The 19276-nt window shown below is 56.8% G+C and carries 19 protein-coding genes and 1 other RNA gene; 11 read left to right on the top strand and 9 right to left on the bottom strand.

What is annotated here, in order from left to right; genetic code table 11:
* The first annotated feature begins 196 nt into the window (after window positions 1–196).
* A complete protein-coding gene (locus ABUK12_RS10360; protein WP_410016183.1) occupies window positions 197–787 on the top strand; it encodes a ComEA family DNA-binding protein in 591 nt (196 codons plus the stop codon).
* A 171-nt stretch (window positions 788–958) separates the two neighbouring features.
* A complete protein-coding gene (locus ABUK12_RS10355; RefSeq protein ID WP_410016182.1) occupies window positions 959–1288 on the top strand; it encodes an Arc family DNA-binding protein in 330 nt (109 codons plus the stop codon).
* A 194-nt stretch (window positions 1289–1482) separates the two neighbouring features.
* On the opposite strand, the gene queC is transcribed toward ABUK12_RS10355, so the two are convergent.
* Complete coding sequence (gene queC, locus ABUK12_RS10350) at window positions 1483–2184, bottom strand: 7-cyano-7-deazaguanine synthase QueC (protein WP_410016181.1); 702 nt, start codon at window positions 2182–2184, stop codon at window positions 1483–1485.
* Between the two features lie 72 nt (window positions 2185–2256).
* Window positions 2257–3297 (bottom strand): PLP-dependent cysteine synthase family protein, encoded by a 1041-nt coding sequence (locus ABUK12_RS10345; RefSeq protein WP_410016180.1) that lies wholly within the window; start codon window positions 3295–3297, stop codon window positions 2257–2259.
* Between the two features lie 118 nt (window positions 3298–3415).
* On the opposite strand from ABUK12_RS10345, the gene ABUK12_RS10340 reads away from it, so the two are divergent.
* The 5 genes from ABUK12_RS10340 to amtB all read left to right on the top strand — a co-directional run bounded on the left by ABUK12_RS10340 (window position 3416) and on the right by amtB (window position 9453).
* Window positions 3416–3871 (top strand): Lrp/AsnC family transcriptional regulator, encoded by a 456-nt coding sequence (locus ABUK12_RS10340; RefSeq protein ID WP_410016179.1) that lies wholly within the window; start codon window positions 3416–3418, stop codon window positions 3869–3871.
* A 51-nt stretch (window positions 3872–3922) separates the two neighbouring features.
* Window positions 3923–5692 carry a SmdA family multidrug ABC transporter permease/ATP-binding protein gene (locus tag ABUK12_RS10335; RefSeq protein WP_410016178.1) on the top strand — a complete coding sequence of 590 codons (1770 nt, stop codon included), beginning with the start codon at window positions 3923–3925 and terminating at the stop codon, window positions 5690–5692.
* Window positions 5685–7466, top strand: coding sequence for a SmdB family multidrug efflux ABC transporter permease/ATP-binding protein (locus ABUK12_RS10330; RefSeq protein WP_410016177.1), 1782 nt, complete (start codon window positions 5685–5687; stop codon window positions 7464–7466). Before ABUK12_RS10335 ends, ABUK12_RS10330 begins: the two co-directional genes overlap by 8 nt.
* Window positions 7467–7786: 320 nt before the next feature.
* The gene (gene glnK, locus ABUK12_RS10325; RefSeq protein WP_009639071.1) at window positions 7787–8125 is read left to right on the top strand and encodes a P-II family nitrogen regulator; all 339 of its coding nucleotides are present in this window, start codon (window positions 7787–7789) and stop codon (window positions 8123–8125) included.
* Between the two features lie 41 nt (window positions 8126–8166).
* Window positions 8167–9453, top strand: a complete 1287-nt coding sequence (amtB, locus tag ABUK12_RS10320) for an ammonium transporter AmtB (protein ID WP_410016176.1) — start codon at window positions 8167–8169, stop codon at window positions 9451–9453.
* Between the two features lie 106 nt (window positions 9454–9559).
* Here the strand turns inward: amtB and tesB are convergent, their stop codons facing one another.
* Window positions 9560–10423, bottom strand: coding sequence for an acyl-CoA thioesterase II (gene tesB / locus ABUK12_RS10315; protein ID WP_410016175.1), 864 nt, complete (start codon window positions 10421–10423; stop codon window positions 9560–9562).
* Window positions 10424–10690: 267 nt separating this feature from the next.
* Between tesB and ABUK12_RS10310 the strand changes: the two genes are divergently transcribed.
* Window positions 10691–11251, top strand: a complete 561-nt coding sequence (locus ABUK12_RS10310) for a YbaY family lipoprotein (protein WP_410016174.1) — start codon at window positions 10691–10693, stop codon at window positions 11249–11251.
* A gap of 268 nt (window positions 11252–11519) precedes the next feature.
* Here ABUK12_RS10310 and ABUK12_RS10305 read toward each other — a convergent pair whose 3' ends face one another.
* Window positions 11520–11834 (bottom strand): MGMT family protein, encoded by a 315-nt coding sequence (locus tag ABUK12_RS10305; RefSeq protein WP_410016173.1) that lies wholly within the window; start codon window positions 11832–11834, stop codon window positions 11520–11522.
* 203 nt (window positions 11835–12037) lie between these two features.
* Here ABUK12_RS10305 and ffs point away from each other — a divergent pair.
* An RNA gene (gene ffs / locus ABUK12_RS10300) (signal recognition particle sRNA small type) lies at window positions 12038–12134 on the top strand.
* 468 nt (window positions 12135–12602) lie between these two features.
* Here ffs and ABUK12_RS10295 read toward each other — a convergent pair.
* Window positions 12603–12806, bottom strand: a complete 204-nt coding sequence (locus ABUK12_RS10295) for an HHA domain-containing protein (protein WP_162367725.1) — start codon at window positions 12804–12806, stop codon at window positions 12603–12605.
* A gap of 46 nt (window positions 12807–12852) precedes the next feature.
* Window positions 12853–13212, bottom strand: coding sequence for an Hha toxicity modulator TomB (gene tomB, locus ABUK12_RS10290; protein ID WP_162367726.1), 360 nt, complete (start codon window positions 13210–13212; stop codon window positions 12853–12855).
* A gap of 619 nt (window positions 13213–13831) precedes the next feature.
* Here tomB and ABUK12_RS10285 point away from each other — a divergent pair.
* Entirely contained in the window at window positions 13832–14548 is a 717-nt protein-coding gene (locus tag ABUK12_RS10285; protein ID WP_410016172.1) for a metal ABC transporter ATP-binding protein, read from the top strand.
* Window positions 14542–15429 (top strand): metal ABC transporter permease, encoded by an 888-nt coding sequence (locus ABUK12_RS10280; protein ID WP_410016607.1) that lies wholly within the window; start codon window positions 14542–14544, stop codon window positions 15427–15429. Before ABUK12_RS10285 ends, ABUK12_RS10280 begins: the two co-directional genes overlap by 7 nt.
* A gap of 86 nt (window positions 15430–15515) precedes the next feature.
* On the opposite strand, the gene ykgO is transcribed toward ABUK12_RS10280, so the two are convergent.
* The 3 genes from ykgO to ABUK12_RS10265 form a co-directional block, all read right to left on the bottom strand.
* Complete coding sequence (gene ykgO / locus ABUK12_RS10275) at window positions 15516–15656, bottom strand: type B 50S ribosomal protein L36 (protein ID WP_410016171.1); 141 nt, start codon at window positions 15654–15656, stop codon at window positions 15516–15518.
* Between the two features lie 26 nt (window positions 15657–15682).
* Window positions 15683–15934: a type B 50S ribosomal protein L31 gene (locus tag ABUK12_RS10270; RefSeq protein ID WP_410016170.1), complete on the bottom strand. Its 252-nt coding sequence runs from the start codon at window positions 15932–15934 to the stop codon at window positions 15683–15685.
* A gap of 170 nt (window positions 15935–16104) precedes the next feature.
* Window positions 16105–19275: an efflux RND transporter permease subunit gene (locus ABUK12_RS10265; RefSeq protein WP_410016169.1), complete on the bottom strand. Its 3171-nt coding sequence runs from the start codon at window positions 19273–19275 to the stop codon at window positions 16105–16107.
* Between the last annotated feature and the right edge of the window lies 1 nt (window position 19276).

Below are 19276 nucleotides of genomic sequence, written 5' to 3'. Positions count from 1 at the left end.
CGCTCATAAAAATACTGAACATAGTGTAATGACCAAAGGCCGCTTTCGCGGCCTTTTGCATGGTTCAATTTCCCTGGTTGCCGTGGTAATACCCTTAAGGCAACCTGCCTGCCGTGCCGGTATCTCACGGCATAACGTGTGGTTATCCACGACCCAAGGCAAGCAATCACAAGGACGTCATGTTATGAAAACTCCAATGAAACGTACTCTGAGCCTGGTGTTACTGACCAGCCTGTTCGCCCTTTCGGGCATCGCCTGGTGTTCGGTGGCGGACGGGGATAAATCCGGCGATGTCGTTGTCGTCAGCCATGACGGCGCAGGGGAAAAAGCCGCTAAGGTTCCGGCGGACGGCGGCGGTGCTAGCGACGGCATCATCAAGGTCATCGGCGCCACGGAGCACGGCGACACCAGCGACAGCGGCAGTGAGGGCGACAGCGCGGCCACCACCCTGTCCGCAGCGGCGACCACGCCGCCCGTATCCGGCGAAGCGGCCAAAGAAGACGCCGCCGAACCGGCCGCAGGCCAGGACGCGACGCAAACGGCGTCGGATACCGAAGATAAAAGCACCCAAACGGATGACTTCGGCGATGAAAAAATCAATATCAATACCGCGTCGGCTGAGGACATGGTGAGCGCGCTGAAAGGCATCGGGCCTAAAAAGGCGCAGGCCATTATCGACTACCGCGAGGCTAAGGGACCCTTTACCCATACCGACCAGTTGAAAGAAGTCAAAGGCATCGGCCCATCCACGTTCTCGCAAATCAAAGAGTTAATCATCGTGGAATAAAACAGGGGATCAATACTGACATGCCGGCCGGGTTTCAGCGCCAGGGGAAAATGTTTTCCAGCGCCGACCCCCGGCCACAGGCGATGCGCCAATATTAAATTTTTATGACAGTGTGGACATCGGGCCGTATCTTTCCTAAGTTAGTGACTCTTCTATCAATAGGAAAGCACTATGAGTGAGACAGCTAATTTAACGATTAAATTGCCTCTCGAGCTAAAGGAAAAATTGAAGTCCTTGGCCGCGAGTAAAAGCGTTTCCATGAGTGCGGAAATCAGCGCAAGGCTAGAGCGCAGCCTGGACGGCACGATTGAGGATGACGTTGAAGGCGGGGTCGAGGCAAAGCGCCACGCTAAAAACGCGGTACACAAAGAGCATGTCGCCGCCGATGTCGATAATCAACATACCGAAGAACTTATCGAGCAGCCTTTTACCACCGGTGAAGTAAAAAAGCTGCGCGCGTTACTGAATGCCAACACTAAAAAAAAATCAAAGAAAAAATAGCCAGAGGCCATTTGACCGGGCCGTCGAGTTAACTGCGGTCATAACATAACGTTATTTGTGAATCAGAGGGGAAGATATACCCTCTGATACCAACGCCTGTCTTCAATCCATCAGTCTGCCCACCTCACCTTGTTCCCGCACCATGGCGCCACAGCCGCTAACGACGGCAAAGACTGGGCGCGCGGGTAGCATGATTATGGCAGCGACGTTTTGGCTTTCATCGCCGCCATGACCCTTTCCCGATGCTGCTGATAGTCCGCCAGGCCCTTGGCGCGCAGATGGCACGCCGCGCAGGTGCCGCAACCATCCCCTTTGATGCCGTTATAGCAGGTCAGCGTTTCCTGACGCACCAAATCCAATTGCCGGTAATAATCGGCCAGCGCCCAGGTTTCGGCTTTATTCAGCCACATCAGCGGGGTGGCGAAGCGGATGTCGCGGGCCATGCCCAGGATGACGGCATTGTTCAGCGCCTTGACGAACTCATCGCGGCAGTCGGGATAACCGGAAAAATCCGTTTCACACACGCCGGTAATGACCGTTTGCGCCCCCACCTGATAGGCATAAATGGCCGCCAGGGTGAGGAACAGAATATTACGGCCCGGTACAAAGGTACTGGGCAAAGCGTCGCCGCCGGCGCCAGGGTCAAACGCGGGCACCGGAATATTCTCCCGGGTCAGGCTGCTGACCGCCAGATCATTTAACAAACCGGCGTCGATGACTTTGTGCGCGCGGGCGCCCAGCTTGAGCGCCAGGGCGCGCGCTATGTCGATTTCAGCCCGGTGCCGCTGGCCGTAATCAAACGTAACGCAGTGCACCTCGTCATAGTGCGTTAAGGCCTGGATCAGGCAGGTGGTTGAATCCTGCCCGCCGCTAAAAACCACCACCGCTTGTGTCATTGTATTACTCAATTTAAGGAGCCACGGCCCTTATGGTAACGCCTCCGTGGCCATTTGGCATCTTTCCCGCACTTAGAGGGCCGTCAATGTATCCTGCCAGGGACTCAGGTCGCCGATATGTTCACGTACCCACTCCATCTGATAATAGGTGTCATGGTAGCGTTCCCCGCCGTCGCACAATATCGTAACGATGGCGCCTTGCCTTCCTTCGGCGCGCATCCTGACGGCCAGTTGCAGCGCGCCCCACATATTGGTACCGGTGGACGCCCCCACCCGGCGGCCGAGGATAGGCTCGAGCCAGTAAAGGGTGGCGATGGTGGCGGCGTCGGGTACCTGGATCATTTCATCAATCACATCGGCAATAAACGACGGCTCCACGCGCGGCCGGCCGATGCCTTCGATCCGGCTGGCTATGCTTGCGGTGAGCGCGGCGTCCCGGTGATGAAAATATTCAGCAAAGACGGAATTCTCCGGATCGACCACCACCAGCCTGGTGTTATGACCCTGGTAGCGAATATAGCGCCCGAGGGTGGCCGACGTGCCGCCGGTGCCGGCGCTCATAACAATATAATCGGGTTCCGGGCAGGGCTCCTGCGCCATCTGGCGAAAAATGCTTTCCGCTATATTATTGTTGCCGCGCCAGTCGGTGGCGCGCTCCGCGTAGGTAAACTGATCCATATAATGGCCGTTTAACTCATGGGCCAGGGCTTTGGCTTCGTCATAGATCATGGCGCTATGCCCGACAAAATGGCAGCGGCCGCCGTAAAAAGTAATCTGTTCAATTTTACGTTTAGCCGTGCATTCCGGCATGACGGCAATAAAAGGCAAGCCGAGCAGCCGGGCGAAATAGGCCTCCGAAACCGCCGTGCTGCCTGACGATGCCTCGATAATGGTGGTGCCCTGCTTTATCCAGCCGTTGCACAAGCCGTATAAAAACAGCGAGCGGGCCAGCCGATGTTTTAGGCTGCCCGAGGGATGGGTGCTTTCATCTTTCAGATAGAAAAAAATGCCCGGAAACGCCGGCAGCTGAAACCGTATTAAATGCGTATCGGCGGAGCGCTGGAAATCAGACTGGATTTCGCTGATGGCCTGTTTCACCCAGGGCGCGGTCATAATAATTATCCTTAATGAGGAAGGGGGTTCACAGCATAGCGGGGATGAAGAAAAAATAAGTTGCCTTTTTCACTCGATTAACGTGTGATAAGAGAAATATTTTCTCCAAAAGATACTTATGCTAGATAAAACTGACCGTACATTACTCTCATTGCTGCAGCAAGACTGTACGCTTTCGCTCCAGACGCTGGCGGATGCGGTCAACCTGACCTCCACGCCATGCTGGAAACGTCTTAAACGTCTTGAGGAAACCGGTATCGTGCGCGCTAAGGTGGCGCTGCTGGATAATGAAAAGCTGGGGTTGGCATTGACCGCCTTTGTGCTGATTAAAACACAGCAGCATAATAGCGACTGGTATCGGGCCTTTGTGGCGCAGGTCAAAGGAATGCCGGAAGTGCTGGCCTTTTATCGCATGGCCGGCGAGTATGATTACCTGATGCAGGTGGTGGCGAGCGATATGAAGAGCTACGACAACTTTTATAAGCGGCTGGTGAACGGCGTGCCTGGCCTCATCGATGTGACCTCGAGTTTTGCCATGGAACAAATCAAAAATACCACCGTATTGCCGTTATAATTTATCTTTCGCTGCGGCGGGTCACTTTCAATAGGTCTGGAATAAAACTGCGTGAGATTATTTGCACAATTAGGTTGGTATTTTCGCCGCGAATGGCGACGTTATCTGGGGTCGGTCTTATTGTTGATCATTATCGCCATACTGCAACTGATCCCGCCCAGACTGGTCGGGGTTATCGTGGACGGCGTGACGGGGCATCGGGCCTCCACGCGGATGATCATGATGTGGCTGGGCGTCATGGCGTTTACCGCCGTGCTGGTATACCTGCTGCGCTACGTATGGCGTGTGCTGCTGTTCGGCGCCTCTTATAAGCTGGCGGTGGAGCTGCGCGCCCGTTTTTATCATTTGCTCAGCCATCAACTGCCGGGTTTTTATCTGCGCCACCGCACCGGCGATCTGATGGCGCGCGCCACCAATGACGTGGACCGGGTGGTGTTCGCCGCCGGGGAGGGGGTGCTGACCCTGGTGGACTCGCTGGTGATGGGCCTGTCGGTGCTGGTGGTGATGAGCGTACAGATAAGCTGGCAGCTTACCCTGCTGTCGCTGCTGCCGATGCCGGTCATGGCGCTGCTGATTAAACACAATGGCGATGAGCTGCACCGGCGGTTTAAAACCGCCCAGGCGGCGTTTTCGTCGCTCAATAACCAAACGCAGGAAAGCCTTACCGGTATCCGCATGATCAAGGCCTTCGGCCTGGAGGGATACCAGTCGGAGCGGTTTGTCCAGGTGGCCGCCGACGCCGGCGCAAAAAATATGCGCGTGGCGCGCATTGACGCGCGTTTCGATCCCACCATTTACCTGACCGTCGGCTTTTCTAACCTGCTGGCCATCGGGGGCGGCAGTTGGATGGTGATGAACGATCTGCTGACGCTTGGGCAGTTAACCAGCTTTATTATGTATCTGGGCCTGATGATTTGGCCGATGCTGGCATTAGCCTGGATGTTTAATATTGTCGAGCGGGGCAGCGCCGCCTATAGCCGGATCCGCCAAACGCTGGACGAGGCTCCTCAGGTCAGGGACGGTAAGGAAATGCTTCCCCCCGGACGCGGCGTCCTTGAGGTTGACGTCGACAGCTTCAGCTATCCGCACACGCCGCAGCCGACATTGAATAATATCCATTTGCGGCTGGCGCCGGGACGGGTGCTGGGTATCTGCGGCCCGACCGGCGCCGGTAAAAGCACGCTGTTATCGCTGCTGCAGCGGCATTTTGACGTGACCCGGGGCGAGATCCGTTTCCACGGTATGTCCCTTGCCGATGTCTCCCTTGATCAGTGGCATAGCCGCCTGGCGGTGGTCAGCCAGACGCCGTTTTTATTTTCCGATAGCGTGGCGCGTAATATCGCCCTCGGCCGGCCGGACGCCACCCGGGAGCAAATCGAGCGGGCGGCGACCCTTGCCTGCGTGCATGAGGATATCCTGCGGCTGCCGCAGGGCTATGAAACCGAAGTGGGCGAGCGGGGCGTGATGCTGTCCGGCGGGCAAAAACAGCGTCTGTCCATTGCCCGCGCCCTGCTGCTGGAGGCGGAAATCCTGATATTCGACGACGCGCTCTCCGCCGTGGACGGGCGTACCGAACATACCATCTTGCGCAATCTCAGGCAGTGGGGCGAGGGACGTACCCTGATCATTACCGCCCACCGGCTGTCGGCGCTGAATGCGGCCGATGAAATCGTCGTGCTGCGCCACGGCACCCTTGCCCAGCGGGGCGAACATCAGCATCTGCTGCAGGAAGAGGGCTGGTATCGGGATATGTTCCGCTACCAGCAGTTGGAAGCAGCGCTCAGCGCCGATCCGGACGGGCAGGAGGCGGCCGATGCGTAAATGGCAAACCCTGTGGCCGACGCTGAAACGGCTGCTGGCCTACAGCCGGCCTTACCGCAAACCGCTGACGCTGGCGGTGGTCATGCTGTGGCTGGCGGCCGGCGCGGAAGTCGCCGGCCCGGTGGTGATCAGCTTTTTTATCGACCGGGTCGTACCGCTGAAAACCTTTCCGCCGCTGCTGGTGACCGGGCTGGCGCTGGGTTATATCGCCCTGCAGATGGTGTCCGCGTCCCTGCGCTACTACCAGGCGCTGCTGTTTAACCAAACGGCGCTCGACGTGGTGCAGCAACTGCGCACCGAGGTAATGGATGCCGCGCTGCGCCAGCCGCTGAGCGCCTTTGATACCCAGCCGGTGGGCCAGCTTATCTCGCGGGTGACCAATGATACCGAGGTGGTCAAGGATCTTTACGTCACGGTGATGGCGACGGTGCTGCGCTGTATCGCCCTGGTGGGCGCCATGCTTATTGCGATGTTTATGCTGGACTGGCGCATGGCCGCCATTTCGATGGTGATCTTCCCCGTGGTGGCGCTGGTAATGACGGTGTATCAGCATTTCAGCACCCCGATCGTGCGTCGCCTGCGCGCCTATCTGGCGGATATCAACAATGGCTTTAATGAAGCGATAAGCGGCATGAGCGTCATCCAGCAGTTTCGCCAGCAGGGGCGTTTCGGCCAACGGCTGGCGCAAGCCAGCCACGCCCATTACCTGGCGCGGATGCAGACCCTGAGGCTTGAGGGCTTTTTGCTGCGCCCGCTCCTGAGCCTGCTGTCGGCGTTGGTATTATGCGGGCTGCTGATGCTGTTTAGCTTCAGCCCGGCGGGCACCGTCGGGGTCGGGGTACTGTATGCCTTTATCAATTATCTCGGCCGCTTAAATGAGCCGCTGATTGAACTGACCACCCAGCAATCGATGCTGCAGCAGGCCGTGGTGGCGGGCGAGCGCATCTTTGAACTGATGGACGGCGACCGGCAGCAGTACGGCGACGATGACCGGCCCTTGAGCAGCGGACGTATTGATATTCGCGACCTCAGCTTTTCCTACCGCGATGCCACGCCGGTATTGCGGCATATTTCCCTGTCGGTGCCATCCCGGCGCTTTATCGCGCTGGTGGGGCATACCGGTAGCGGTAAAAGCACCCTGGCTAATTTAATGATGGGCTATTATCCCATCAGCGAGGGCGCGCTGTTGCTCGACGGCCGGCCCATCGCCAGCCTGTCGCACCGGGTGCTCAGACAAGGCGTCGCCATCGTCCAGCAGGACCCGGTGGTCATGGCGGACACTGTATTCACCAATATTACCCTGGGGCGTGATATCAGCGAATCCAGGGCCTGGCATGCCCTGGAACAGGTGCAACTGGCGGAACTGGTCAGATCCATGCCGGGCGGCATCCACGCCGGCCTCGGCGAGCAGGGCAATACCCTGTCGGTCGGGCAAAAACAGCTGCTGGCCATGGCCAGGGTTCTGGTCCTCACTCCGCAAATCCTGATCCTCGACGAGGCCACCGCCAATATCGACTCCGGCACCGAGCAGGCGATCCAGCGGGCGCTGGCGGCTATCCGCCACCAGACCACCCTGGTGGTTATCGCGCACCGCTTATCCACCATCGTCGAGGCTGACGAAATTCTGGTGCTCCACCGTGGCGAAGCGGTGGAGCGGGGCTCCCACGAGGCGTTGTTAACGCAGCAGGGCCGCTATTTCCAGATGTATCAACTGCAGCAGGCCGGCAGGGCGCTCGCCGCCGACGTCAGGGTGGCCGGCGCGGGGCACGGCTGACGATGTGCGACGGATGTGCCGCCCGTGGGTAGCCGCGGATAAGCATGCTGGGCGCTTAAGCGCAGCGCGCACCGGGATTGAGCATCCCGGCGCCGATATTCCCCTTTCTGCACCGTAATCTGGCGTAGCGCACTAATACAGTGCGCCTCGCTGGTATATTTTTGCGCGTCGCCGGAGCCAATGCTGCGCCTGAGGCGGGTTTTGCTGTATCGGCGGGCGTCCAACGGTAAATTTCTATTTCAAAACATTTGTGGCACATGCTTTGCTTTACTCAGGCGTAGCGATCGCGAGTTCAGATCCAAATTCTTGAGGGGGAACATATGAAGCTGGTAACCGTGGTGATTAAACCATTTAAATTAGAAGACGTGCGAGAAGCGCTTTCTGCTGTGGGCATTCAAGGGCTGACGGTCACCGAGGTCAAAGGCTTTGGACGGCAAAAGGGCCATGCAGAGCTGTATCGCGGGGCCGAATACAGCGTTAATTTCCTGCCCAAGGTAAAAATTGATATCGCCATTGCCGACGATCAGCTAGATGAAGTTATCGATGTCATCAGTAAAGCGGCGTATACCGGAAAGATCGGCGACGGCAAGATTTTTGTTGCTGAGCTACAACGGGTCATCCGGATTCGTACCGGAGAGACCGACGAAGCAGCACTTTAACGACACACACGCGCGAATTTTGTGGATAGGGATGAATGAAAATGAAGAAACTTGTCTCATTGACCAGCCTCGGCGCAGTAGCATTGTTGCCGACATGGGCCATGGCCGCAGCGCCTGTTGCTGACAAGGCCGATAACGCTTTTATGATGATAAGCACCGCTTTGGTGCTGTTTATGACTTTACCGGGGATTGCCTTGTTTTACGGCGGCCTGCTGCGCGCCAAAAACGTGCTGTCGATGTTGACCCAGGTTGCGGTCACCTTCGCCATGGTCTGCGTGCTGTGGCTGATTTACGGTTACTCCCTGGCCTTTAGCGAGGGCAATCCGTTTTTCGGCGGGTTCGGTTGGACCATGTTGAAGAATATTGAGCTGACGGCGCTGACCGGTACGTTCTATCAACTGATCCACGTCGCGTTTCAATGTTCGTTTGCCTGTATTACCGTCGGTCTGATTGTCGGCGCCCTGGCGGAACGTATTCGTTTCTCCGCGGTGCTGATTTTTGTGCTGGTATGGCTGACCTTTTCCTACCTGCCGATGGCGCATATGGTTTGGGCAGGCGGTTATCTGGCGGCGCAGGGCGCGCTGGACTTCGCCGGGGGTACTGTCGTTCATATCAATGCGGCGAGTGCCGGTTTGGTGGGTGCCTATATGCTGGGCAAACGCTCAGGTTTCGGCAAGGAAGCGTTTAAGCCGCATAACCTGCCGATGGTCTTTACCGGTACCGCGATCCTGTATGTCGGCTGGTTCGGCTTCAACGCCGGTTCCGCTAGCGCCGCCAACGAAATTGCCGCACTGGCTTTCCTCAATACCGTCATGGCTACCGCCGGCGCCATCCTGTCCTGGGTGTTTGTTGAGTGGATGCTGCGCGGCAAGCCTTCCTTGCTGGGCGCCTGCTCCGGTTGTATCGCCGGTCTGGTCGCCATCACTCCTGCCGCCGGCACCGTCGGCGTCGGTGGCGCACTGGTCATTGGCCTGGTGGGCGGCGTAGCCGGGCTTTGGGGTGTGGTTGCCCTGAAAAAATGGCTGCGGGTGGATGATGTCTGCGACGTATTCGGCGTGCACGGCGTGTGCGGTATCGTAGGCTGCCTGCTGACCGGCGTATTCACTTCCGCCTCGCTCGGCGGCGTGGGTTACGCTCAGGGTGTTACCATGGGGCACCAGCTCTGGGTTCAGCTGTTCAGCGTGATCGTCTGTCTGGTCTGGTCCGGCGTCGTGGCCTTTATTGGCTTCAAGATTGCCGATATGGTGGTGGGTCTGCGTGTGTCCGAAGAACAGGAACGCGAAGGCCTGGACGTCAACAGCCATGGCGAAAATGCCTATAACGAATAATTTTCTATGCAGCGCCGGGGCACGATAACCGGCCATGGAAAATCAGCAGGGGCGATTTATCGCCCCTGTTTTCATTTGCGCAAAGCGCCGGGCGGGCCGGGTGGGTTCACACCCCATGGTGCCGCATCACGCCTTCCTGCGCCGTCGAGGCTACCAGCACCCCGTCGCGGCGGAAAATCTGTCCGCGCACAAATCCCCGCGCGCCGGACGCCGAAGGGCTTTCTATCGCATATAACAGCCAATCGTCAAAACGAAAAGGGCGATGGAACCACATCGAATGATCAATGGTGGCGATTTGCACCCCGGGCTCAAGAAACCCCACGCCATGCGGCTGGAGCGCTGTGGGCAGGAAGTTAAAATCGGACGCGTAGCCCAGCAGGAATTGATGGCATTCACGGTCATCCGGCAGTGTGCCCGCAGCCCGCAGCCAAACATAACGCACGGGTTTTTCCACGGCGCCTTTAAACGGGTTATGGAAAACAACCGGACGCATTTCTATCGGCTTTTCACCGGTCAGTTTTCGCCGCAGCGGCTCGGGCAGGCCGGCGGCCAGCGGCAGCGCGATATCCCGCTCCGAGGGCAACCCCTCGGGGGCGGGCACCTGGGGCATCGGGCTTTGGTGCTCAAAGCCCGTTTCTTCCGCCTGAAACGAGGCCGTCAGGTAAAATATCGGCAGGCCCTGCTGAATGGCGCTGACATGACGGGCGCTGAAACTGTTGCCATCGCGCAGCTCGGCCACCTGATAGACAATGGGCAAGCTGACGTCGCCGGGGCGTAAAAAATAGCTGTGAAAGGAATGGACATGCCGCGCCGGGGGGACCGTCTGCCGCGCGGCGTACAAAGCCTGGGCCACCACCTGCCCGCCGAAGACCCGCGGCAGGCCCAAATCCTCGCTTTGACCGCGAAAAAGGCCTTCCTCCAGCTTTTCCAGGGTGATCAGATTCAATAGATGATCGATTTTACGGGTCATAACTACGCTCCAGTAACCAGGGTCTTCACTGCGGGTAAACGCATGACGGGTGCCGGCATAGCGTCGGGGCGCCGAACCTCCCAGGCCGGCCATGACAGCCGGCTTTAATGAGCATAACCGCAAACGTGTCCGGTGCGAATGCAACCGACAGGAAAATATCAGGATTCTGTGCCATGATTAAATCATTAGGTGGTTCAGCCACCAAGACTTCACCGCCGCTTGGTATCGGTGAAATGATGAGCTAATAATAAGAAGGAGAGATAAATCATGAAACTCTGGCAAGTAGTAGGTGGCGCTGCGCTAGCGGTCACCTTGGCGGGATGCGCTGATAAAGGCCATCAGGTGGCTACCCCGGCGTTCAAAACCCCGGGCACCGCTGAACAAGCCGAAGCGTTAAGGCAACCCAGCGTTTCCGGCACCGTTTGGATCAGGCAACGGATCGCATTGCCTCCCGACGCGGTATTGACCGTAACGCTGTCCGATGCCTCGATAAGCGATACGCCGTCTACCGTCATTGCGCAACGTGTGGTACGCACGGAAGGTAAGCAGGCGCCGTTCAGCTTTGTGTTGCCGTTTAATCCGGCGCAAATACAGCCCAATGCGCGCATCCTGCTAAGCGCGGCGATTACCGTCGATGGCCGGTTAATGTTTATTACCGAGCAGGTGAAGACGGTTATCAACAACGGCGGCACCAAACAGGATCTGACGCTGGTGCCGGTGGAAGCCGTGGCCATGCCGACACGCGCCGCGGCGGCATCTACCGTGCCGCTGACCTCTCCCACCCAGGTGGCGCCGGCCAGCAGTGTTCCCGCGCCTAACCAGTTGTAAGGTCTCTTGGGATGGTGCTAAACGCCGCGGTGTTGGCGGCGTTTATGCCGGCTAAAGCGTCGCGTGCGTGGGCACAACGGCTGGAGACGTTACTGAACAACACTGAACAACGCCTCTGGTGGCGATAGGTTGAGTGTCTCACAGGGAGGTGAGACGCGCTCACGCCCTAGCGCCATGGCGACAAATCATCATCCCCGCCAGGACTAAGGTATTTAACGTGTCGCGGCCTCTCCTCTCCCTGGCCCGCTGTTCCAGCCTGGCCGGCGTTTTACAAGACCCAGCGATAGCGGGACAAGTCGATATTACCGCCGCGCCCGAATTCCACGCCCTCCGCTTCCAGGGCGGTTCTCTGCCGTTCATAATCTTCGCCCGCCAGTGAAATGCCGCCGTGCCGGTTGACCACCCGATGCCATGGCAGGCGGCTACCCGCGGGCAACCGGCTCAGTATGCCCCCGACCTGCCTGGCGGCGCGCGGAGATCCCGCCAGCCGGGCCACATCGCCATAGGTGGCAATGTGGCCGGAAGGAATGGCGGCGACAATCTGGAATACCCGCTGGCGAAACGTATCAATTGGTTCATTCATCGTATGGCACAGAATTCATTAAGCCCAAGGCAGCATATTGGCATAACCCGGCAGGGTCAAAAAGGATTTAAAATAGGGCAGGGCCACGGCGCGGATGGCGATTGCCCAAGAAAACAGCGCTTGGCGCGTATCGGCTTGCAATTGCGCGGGGCATCATTGATAATGCCCCGCGCTCGGGAAAAACGAGCCGTCAATGGAGGCCCCGTTGGTGCTCCCGCAACACTAACTTGTGAACTCGGTCAGGTCCGGAAGGAAGCAGCCGTAGCAGGCGACGTGTGTGCCGGGATGTTGCTGGCGGGGCCTCCACCCAATCAAACGCCCCACCATTATTCTCCCATTTTTCATCAATGCTTCTTTATGGATGCCAGGTCCGCTGTTTTTTCAACCAGCCGCCGTTATTAATTAGTCGATAGCCCGGGCCAATAGGATGTTCTATGGCGCTTGTCGATGAAATAACGTCCGTTGATATATTGCCGGGAAAAATTAAAGGATGGAATACCTTGCATAATAGCGTCTATTAAAATAAAGCACTGGCTATCCGGCATTACGCCGTGATAGCTGCTATGGCATATTTATTCGTGTTTTTATTACCAATCCAGGACATGCCCGGGGCGCGTCAACACGCATAAGAGCGCACGTTTACACTTGGGGAGCGCGATAATCTGCGTCACAACACGGAATAGCCGGTGATAAAAAAGGAGTGATAAATACACCTATATGAACATAAATTTTTATTAATGTTGATATTAAGTATCACTTAATGGCTGTTTAACGAACATACTTCCAGACCGACACCGGAACTTTATCATAGAGTTTGTCCATGGTCAGTTCCGCGAGACGATGGTCGGCCGCAGAGTTGAATATCTCCAGTTCGTCGTCGGACAGTTCATATTTGTTTTTCTCTATCACCCGCTCCAGCGTCTCCAGGGTTCTGCATTTGCGTAACCGCATTAAATAATCGATCTTGTTCATATTGGCCTTTTGGGTTCTCTCATATGTTAAAATATCATTTACTATTTCAGGAAATACAGAGTTCAGTCTCTGAGAAAGTTCCGAATAGCCGTGAACGGCTTTTGCGCCACCGTTGCACATCCAGATTATTGATACCGTAGCTGCTAAATAAGGTAAAAGTATCGTCTAGGAAGGTTTCTACATGATCGACCAAATCGCTTTCATTATGATGTTTAAGCTTAAAAATGACCACATAAGATGCAATATGGTCGATTAATTCATTCATCTGTAAATTAATCGCCGATGCCGGGTCATTAACCCACCCATGGTAGCTATCGCCCAAACTGGCAATGCCCTCATCATACAGATTGCCGCAGAGGTATTTAAGCTGTGCTATATCATGTCGTTTGGGTGAATACTCATCCATATCAGCCCTCCTAACGCTAAACAAATTACCGTCATCTTTAAGATGGGATTGAGGCACGCCCACGTATCATCGGCGTTCCCGCGCCCTATTTAAAGATAGAAGATTTTATGCAGTTTGGCACTATCAGCTTACATTATCTTACCGTCATATCCTATTGCAATTTCATTAACACTAATTGCACAAACGGTGAAAGCCTGTGGGCGACGATGGTTACCAGCAGTCAACGTGGTGGTGATAAAGCAGCTATTTGCACACAGCAAGCAACGGGTAAACACTCATTTCCGCCGCTATGGTATTTATTATATTTATTTTTACCATTTCTTGTCGCAATACTCATCCCTTATTGCCATAAAATTATGACAATACGTTGCTAAACCGTTCAAACCCGGCGGTTCCTTAACAGTTAAACGCCGGAGGGATGTTGGCAAGCCTCCCAGTACGTGATATGTTATATTATAACATTTTATGAAAGGCATGTTTTCATGCGATCCTCTATCAGCAAAACCACCGACCCCACGCCTGACAATCTGATGTGCGCCTCCGGGTTACGGCGCATAGGATTTGGCCTGGCCCTGCTGTGTGTCCTCTGGCTGGGTATCTTTTGGGCATCCTTATTGCCATGATGACATTTGAACAGTTATGTATCGGCTACCACGGGCACGCTATTATCGACGCCCTGGACGGCAAATTCGAGGCCGGCAGCCTGACCGCGGTTATCGGCGCCAACGGCACCGGTAAATCGACCCTGTTGAAAACCATTGCCGGACTTTTGCCGGCTATCGGCGGCAGCCTTTCGTTCTCGGCAGGGCAAAAACCCCGTATCGCCTATTTACCACAGCAGTCAGAGCTGGACCGTCAGTTTCCGTTGCGGGTGTTTGAAGTGGTCGCTATGGGCTGTTGGCCGGCCATCGGATTGCTGCGGCGTATTAACAAGACGGCCATGGCGCGCATCCATGACGCCCTGGATCGCGTCGGTCTGGGATCAATGGCAACGAGCCCGATTGAAATACTATCAGGCGGCCAGTTCCAGCGTATGCTGTTCGCCCGCCTTCTGGTGCAGCAGGCGCCGCTGATATTGCTGGATGAGCCTTTCAGCGGGATTGACAGTCCAACCTGCGCATTATTGATGGATGTCATCGACCAGCTTCATAAGGCCGGCCACACCATTATCGTGGTACTGCACGACGACGCCCTGGTGGTCCGTCGTTTTCCACAAACCCTGCTGCTGTCCGGCCGGCACACGCGCTGGGGGGCGACAGACGCGATCCTCGCGAACGCGTTTTCTCCCCGGGCCGCCTGGTCCGCCGATCGTTGCTTCCATCAGGCCGCATCATGATCCTTCACCTCTTATTCGACCCCTTTCTCTCGCTTGGATTTATGCGGCGTGCGCTGGTGGCCTGTTTTGCCCTTTCGCTCAGTTCCACTCCGCTGGGGGTTTTCCTGTCGCTACGCAGGATGAGCCTGGTGGGGGATGCCTTATCACACGCGATATTGCCCGGCGTCGCCATCGGTTATCTGCTGTCGGGCATGTCGCTGATGGCCATGGGCATCGGCGGATTTATCGCCGGATTACTGGTCGCGGTGCTGTCCGGCTGGGTGACCTCGCTCACCGTCCTGAAGGAAGACGCCAGCTTTGCCGGTTTTTATCTGGGATCGCTGGCCCTGGGCGTGACCTTGGTATCCCTGCGCGGGTCCAGCGTCGATTTGCTTCATCTGTTATTTGGCACCGTACTGGCGGTCGATAGCCAGGCCATTCTGTTTGTCGGCCTGATTGCCACCGTTACGCTGCTTTGCCTGGCGCTGATGTATCGCGCGCTGATTATTGAGGCCTTCGACGCGGCGTTCCTGCGCATAAACGTTCGCGGTTATCCCCGCCTGATCCATGCCTTATTCCTGGCGCTGGTGGTGCTTAACCTGGTGGCGGGTTTTCAAATTCTCGGCACCCTGATGTCGGTGGGACTCATGATGCTGCCGGCGGTGGCCGCCCGCTGTTGGTCCGGGCATCTGCCGGGCACGCTGCTGATAGCGTTGTTGATTGGCCTGCTTAGCGCCTGGGTAGGGCTGCTGTGGTCGTTCTACGCCTCGATTCCGGCGGGCCCGGCCATTGTGCTTACCGCCAGCCTGATCTTTTTTATTTCGGTACTGTTAGGACCGCGCGGCAGTTTCACCATGATTTTGCGCCGGCATTATTTCACTGCCGGCAAGGCAAAAAAATAACCTGCGTGCCGCCATCGCCGGCCGCGCCGGCGGCAAACAAAAGGCCTCCAGCGGAGGCCTTTGACCGGCTGAGTAACCGGCGCCGGTTATTTTTTCTTTTTCCCGCCCTGGACCGCCTTGAAGCGGGGATTGGATTTGCAGATGACGTAAATGCGGCCGCGTCGGCGAACGACTTTACAATCCGGATGACGCGTCTTGGCGGAACGCAACGAGCTTAATACCTGCATGATAACCACGCCTCTTCTAATAATGATTACTTGGTGAAAAAACGGCCGAAGCGTTGGTTAAAGCGCGCGGTGCTGCCTTCTTTATCCACGATCCGCTGCTTGCCGGTGTAATAGGGATGGGATTCGGATGACACCTCCACCGTGATGTAGGGGAATGTTTTCCCGTCCAGCTCCACGGTACGGTCGGTCTTGATGGTCGAACCCACTTTAAAATACGCATCCGCGCTGGTGTCGTGAAACACCACGGTACGGTAGTCGGGATGGATGCCAGGTTTCATATCTCACCTCATTTCGTTATGTTATATCATAACTATTATCCTCTTTTTCGCCATCGGGTCAAGCCCCCTCAAGCCGTCGGCCTAAGCCAGGCATAAAAAAAGCCGCTTGCGCGGCTCGGGACTTGACTGAACCATCAGGCCGCGTCAACGGCCCGATGGTTAAACGGTGCTTAACGGTGCGGATTATCCAACTGAGGATTATTCACCGGGCGATCCTGTTCCCGCTGTTCGTCGCTTTTGTTACCGAAGCGGCGGCGAACCACGACAAAAAACACCGGTACGAAAAATATTGCCAGCAAGGTGGCGGTGATCATACCGCCGATTACCCCGGTGCCGACGGCGTTCTGCGAGCCCGACCCCGCGCCGGTGCTGATGGCCAGCGGCAATACGCCGAGGATAAAGGCCAGCGATGTCATCAGGATAGGACGCAAACGCATGCGCACCGCCTCTAATGTCGCCTCAACCAATCCCTTGCCTTCCTTGTCCATCAAGTCCTTGGCGAACTCGACGATAAGAATGGCGTTTTTCGCCGACAGCCCGATGGTGGTCAGCAGCCCCACCACAAAATAGACGTCGTTATTCATACCGCGGAAAGTGGCGGCCAGCAGCGCCCCGACCACGCCCAACGGCACCACCAGCATCACCGCGAAGGGGATGGACCAGCTTTCATACAACGCCGCCAGGCACAGGAACACCACGATCAGCGAGATGGCGTACAGCGCCGGGGCCTGGTTGCCGGATAGCCGTTCCTGATAGGACATCCCCGTCCAATCGTAGCCTACGCCGGCGGGCAGCTTAGCCACCAGTTCCTCCATCAGCGCCATGGCTTCACCGGTACTCTTGCCCGGCGCCGCCTCACCCTGGATTTCCATCGAGGGCAAGCCGTTATAACGCTCCAGGCGCGGCGAGCCATACTGCCAGTGCGAGGTGGACACCGCCGATAACGGCACCATCTGTCCATTGGTGCCGCGCACAAACCAGTTGCCTATGTCCTGCGGCAGCATACGGTACTGCGCGTCGCCCTGGACATAGACCTTTTTGGTTCGGCCGCGATCGGTAAAGTCATTGATATAGTTACCGCCCAGGGCCGCGCCCAGAGTGGTGTTGATATCATCCAGCGAGACGCCCAACGCCGAAGCCTTCTCCTGATCCACATCCAGCTTGAACTGCGGCGTATCCTCCAGGCCATTTGGCCGCACGCCCACTAAGGTATCGGGATGCTGCGCAATCATACCGAACAGCTGGTTACGCGCCTCGGTAAGCTTGGCATGCCCCAGGTTGTTCTCATCGATTAACTCGAAGTCGAAGCCGGTAGCATTACCCAGCTCAACGATGGCCGGCAGGTTAAACGCCAGGGCGATACCGTCCTTTATCTGAGAGAATTCCCCATTGGCCCGGGCAATGATCGCCGGGACCTTATTTTCCGCCCCTTTGCGCTCATCCCAGCTTTTCAGGCTGACGAACGCGATGCCGGAGTTCTGGCCGCGCCCGGCAAAACCGAAGCCGTTAACGGTAAAGACCGAGTTGACGTTATCCTTTTCTTTCGTCAGGTAATACTGGGTCATCTGGTCCAGTACTTTCTGGGTGCGCTCCTGGGTGGCCCCGGCCGGCAACTGCGCCATATTCAGGAAAACCCCCTGATCCTCCGACGGCAGGAAGGAGGAGGGCAGGCGAATAAACAGCAGCGCCATGCCGACCACAATCAGCAGATAGATGATCAGGTAGCGTCCGGTGCTGTTAAGGATATGGCCGATACTGTCGGTATAATGATTGGTGCTTTGATCGAACTTTTTATTAAACCAGCCGAAGAAGCCTTTGGTGGTGCCGTGATCGCCTTTTTTGACCGGTTTTAATATGGTGGCGCACAGCGCCGGGGTCAGGATCATGGCCACCAGCACCGACAGTACCATCGCCGAGACGATGGTAATGGAGAACTGGCGGTAGATGGCGCCGGTCGACCCGCCGAAGAAGGCCATCGGCACAAATACCGCCGACAAGACCAGCGCGATGCCCACCAGGGCGCCCTGGATCTGGCCCATGGATTTGCGCGTCGCCTCCTTGGGACTAAGGCCTTCCTCGCCCATGACGCGTTCGACGTTTTCCACCACCACGATGGCGTCATCCACCAGGAGCCCTATCGCCAGCACCATGGCGAACATGGTCAGGGTATTAATGGTATAGCCGAACGCGCTCAGTATGGCGAAGGTGCCCAGCAAGACGACCGGCACCGCAATGGTCGGGATAAGCGTGGCGCGGAAGTTCTGCAGGAACAGATACATGACCAGGAACACCAGGATGATCGCTTCCACCAGGGTCTTCACCACTTCCTGGATGGAGATTTTCACAAACGGGGTGGTGTCGTACGGATAAACGACTTTTAATCCCGTCGGGAAATCCGCCTGCAGCCGGGCCAGCTCCGCTTTAACCGCGTCGGCGGTATCAAGGGCGTTGGCGCCGGTGGCCAGTTTAACCCCGAGCCCGGCGGCCGGTTGGCCGTTGAAGCGCGCGATAACGTCGTAGTTTTCCCCGGCCAGTTCAACCTTGGCCACGTCCTTCAGGCGTACCTGCGAGCCGTCGGCGTTGACCTTGAGCAGGATTTTGCCGAACTCCTCGGCGTTGGTCAGGCGGCTTTGCACAATGATCGAGGCGTTCAACTGCTGGCCTTTAATCGCCGGCGCTCCGCCTAGCTGTCCGGCGGCAATCTGGTTGTTCTGAACCGTCAATGCGCTGACCACATCCACCGGGGTAAGCTGGAAGTTGTTCAGTTTATTGGGGTCCATCCAAACGCGCATGGCATATTGGGCGCCGAATAGCTGCACTTCGCCCACGCCCTGCGTACGGCTTATCGGATCCTTGATTTTGGAGCCGACATAATCGCCGATATCCTGCTGGGTGGCATTTTTATCGTCGCTGATAAACCCGGCCACCATCAGGAAGCTGGCGCTGGACTTCTGTACCTGCACCCCCTGGCTCTGCACGGCCTGGGGCAGCAGCGGCATGGCCAACTGCAGTTTGTTCTGCACCTGCACCTGGGCGATATCCGGATTGGCGCTGGAATCGAATGTCAGCGATATGGTGGCGGTACCGGATGAATCGCTGCTGGACGACATATACAGCAGATGATCGATACCGTTCATATTCTGTTCGATAATCTGGGTTACGCTGTCCTGCAGGGTCGTCGCGTCGGCGCCCGGATAGGTAGCGGTGACCCGGATGGTCGGCGGCGCGATGGCCGGATACTGCTCGATGGGCAGCTGCAAGATAGACAGCAGGCCCGCGAGCATAATAATGATGGCAATCACCCATGCAAAAATGGGGCGATCGATAAAAAACTTAGCCATA

This window comes from Sodalis sp. C49 (genome assembly GCF_046352915.1).
In the GTDB taxonomy this organism is placed as follows: Bacteria; Pseudomonadota; Gammaproteobacteria; order Enterobacterales; family Enterobacteriaceae; genus Acerihabitans.
Note: the sequence above shows the minus strand (reverse complement) of the source record. Positions and strands in the feature narration are given on the sequence as shown.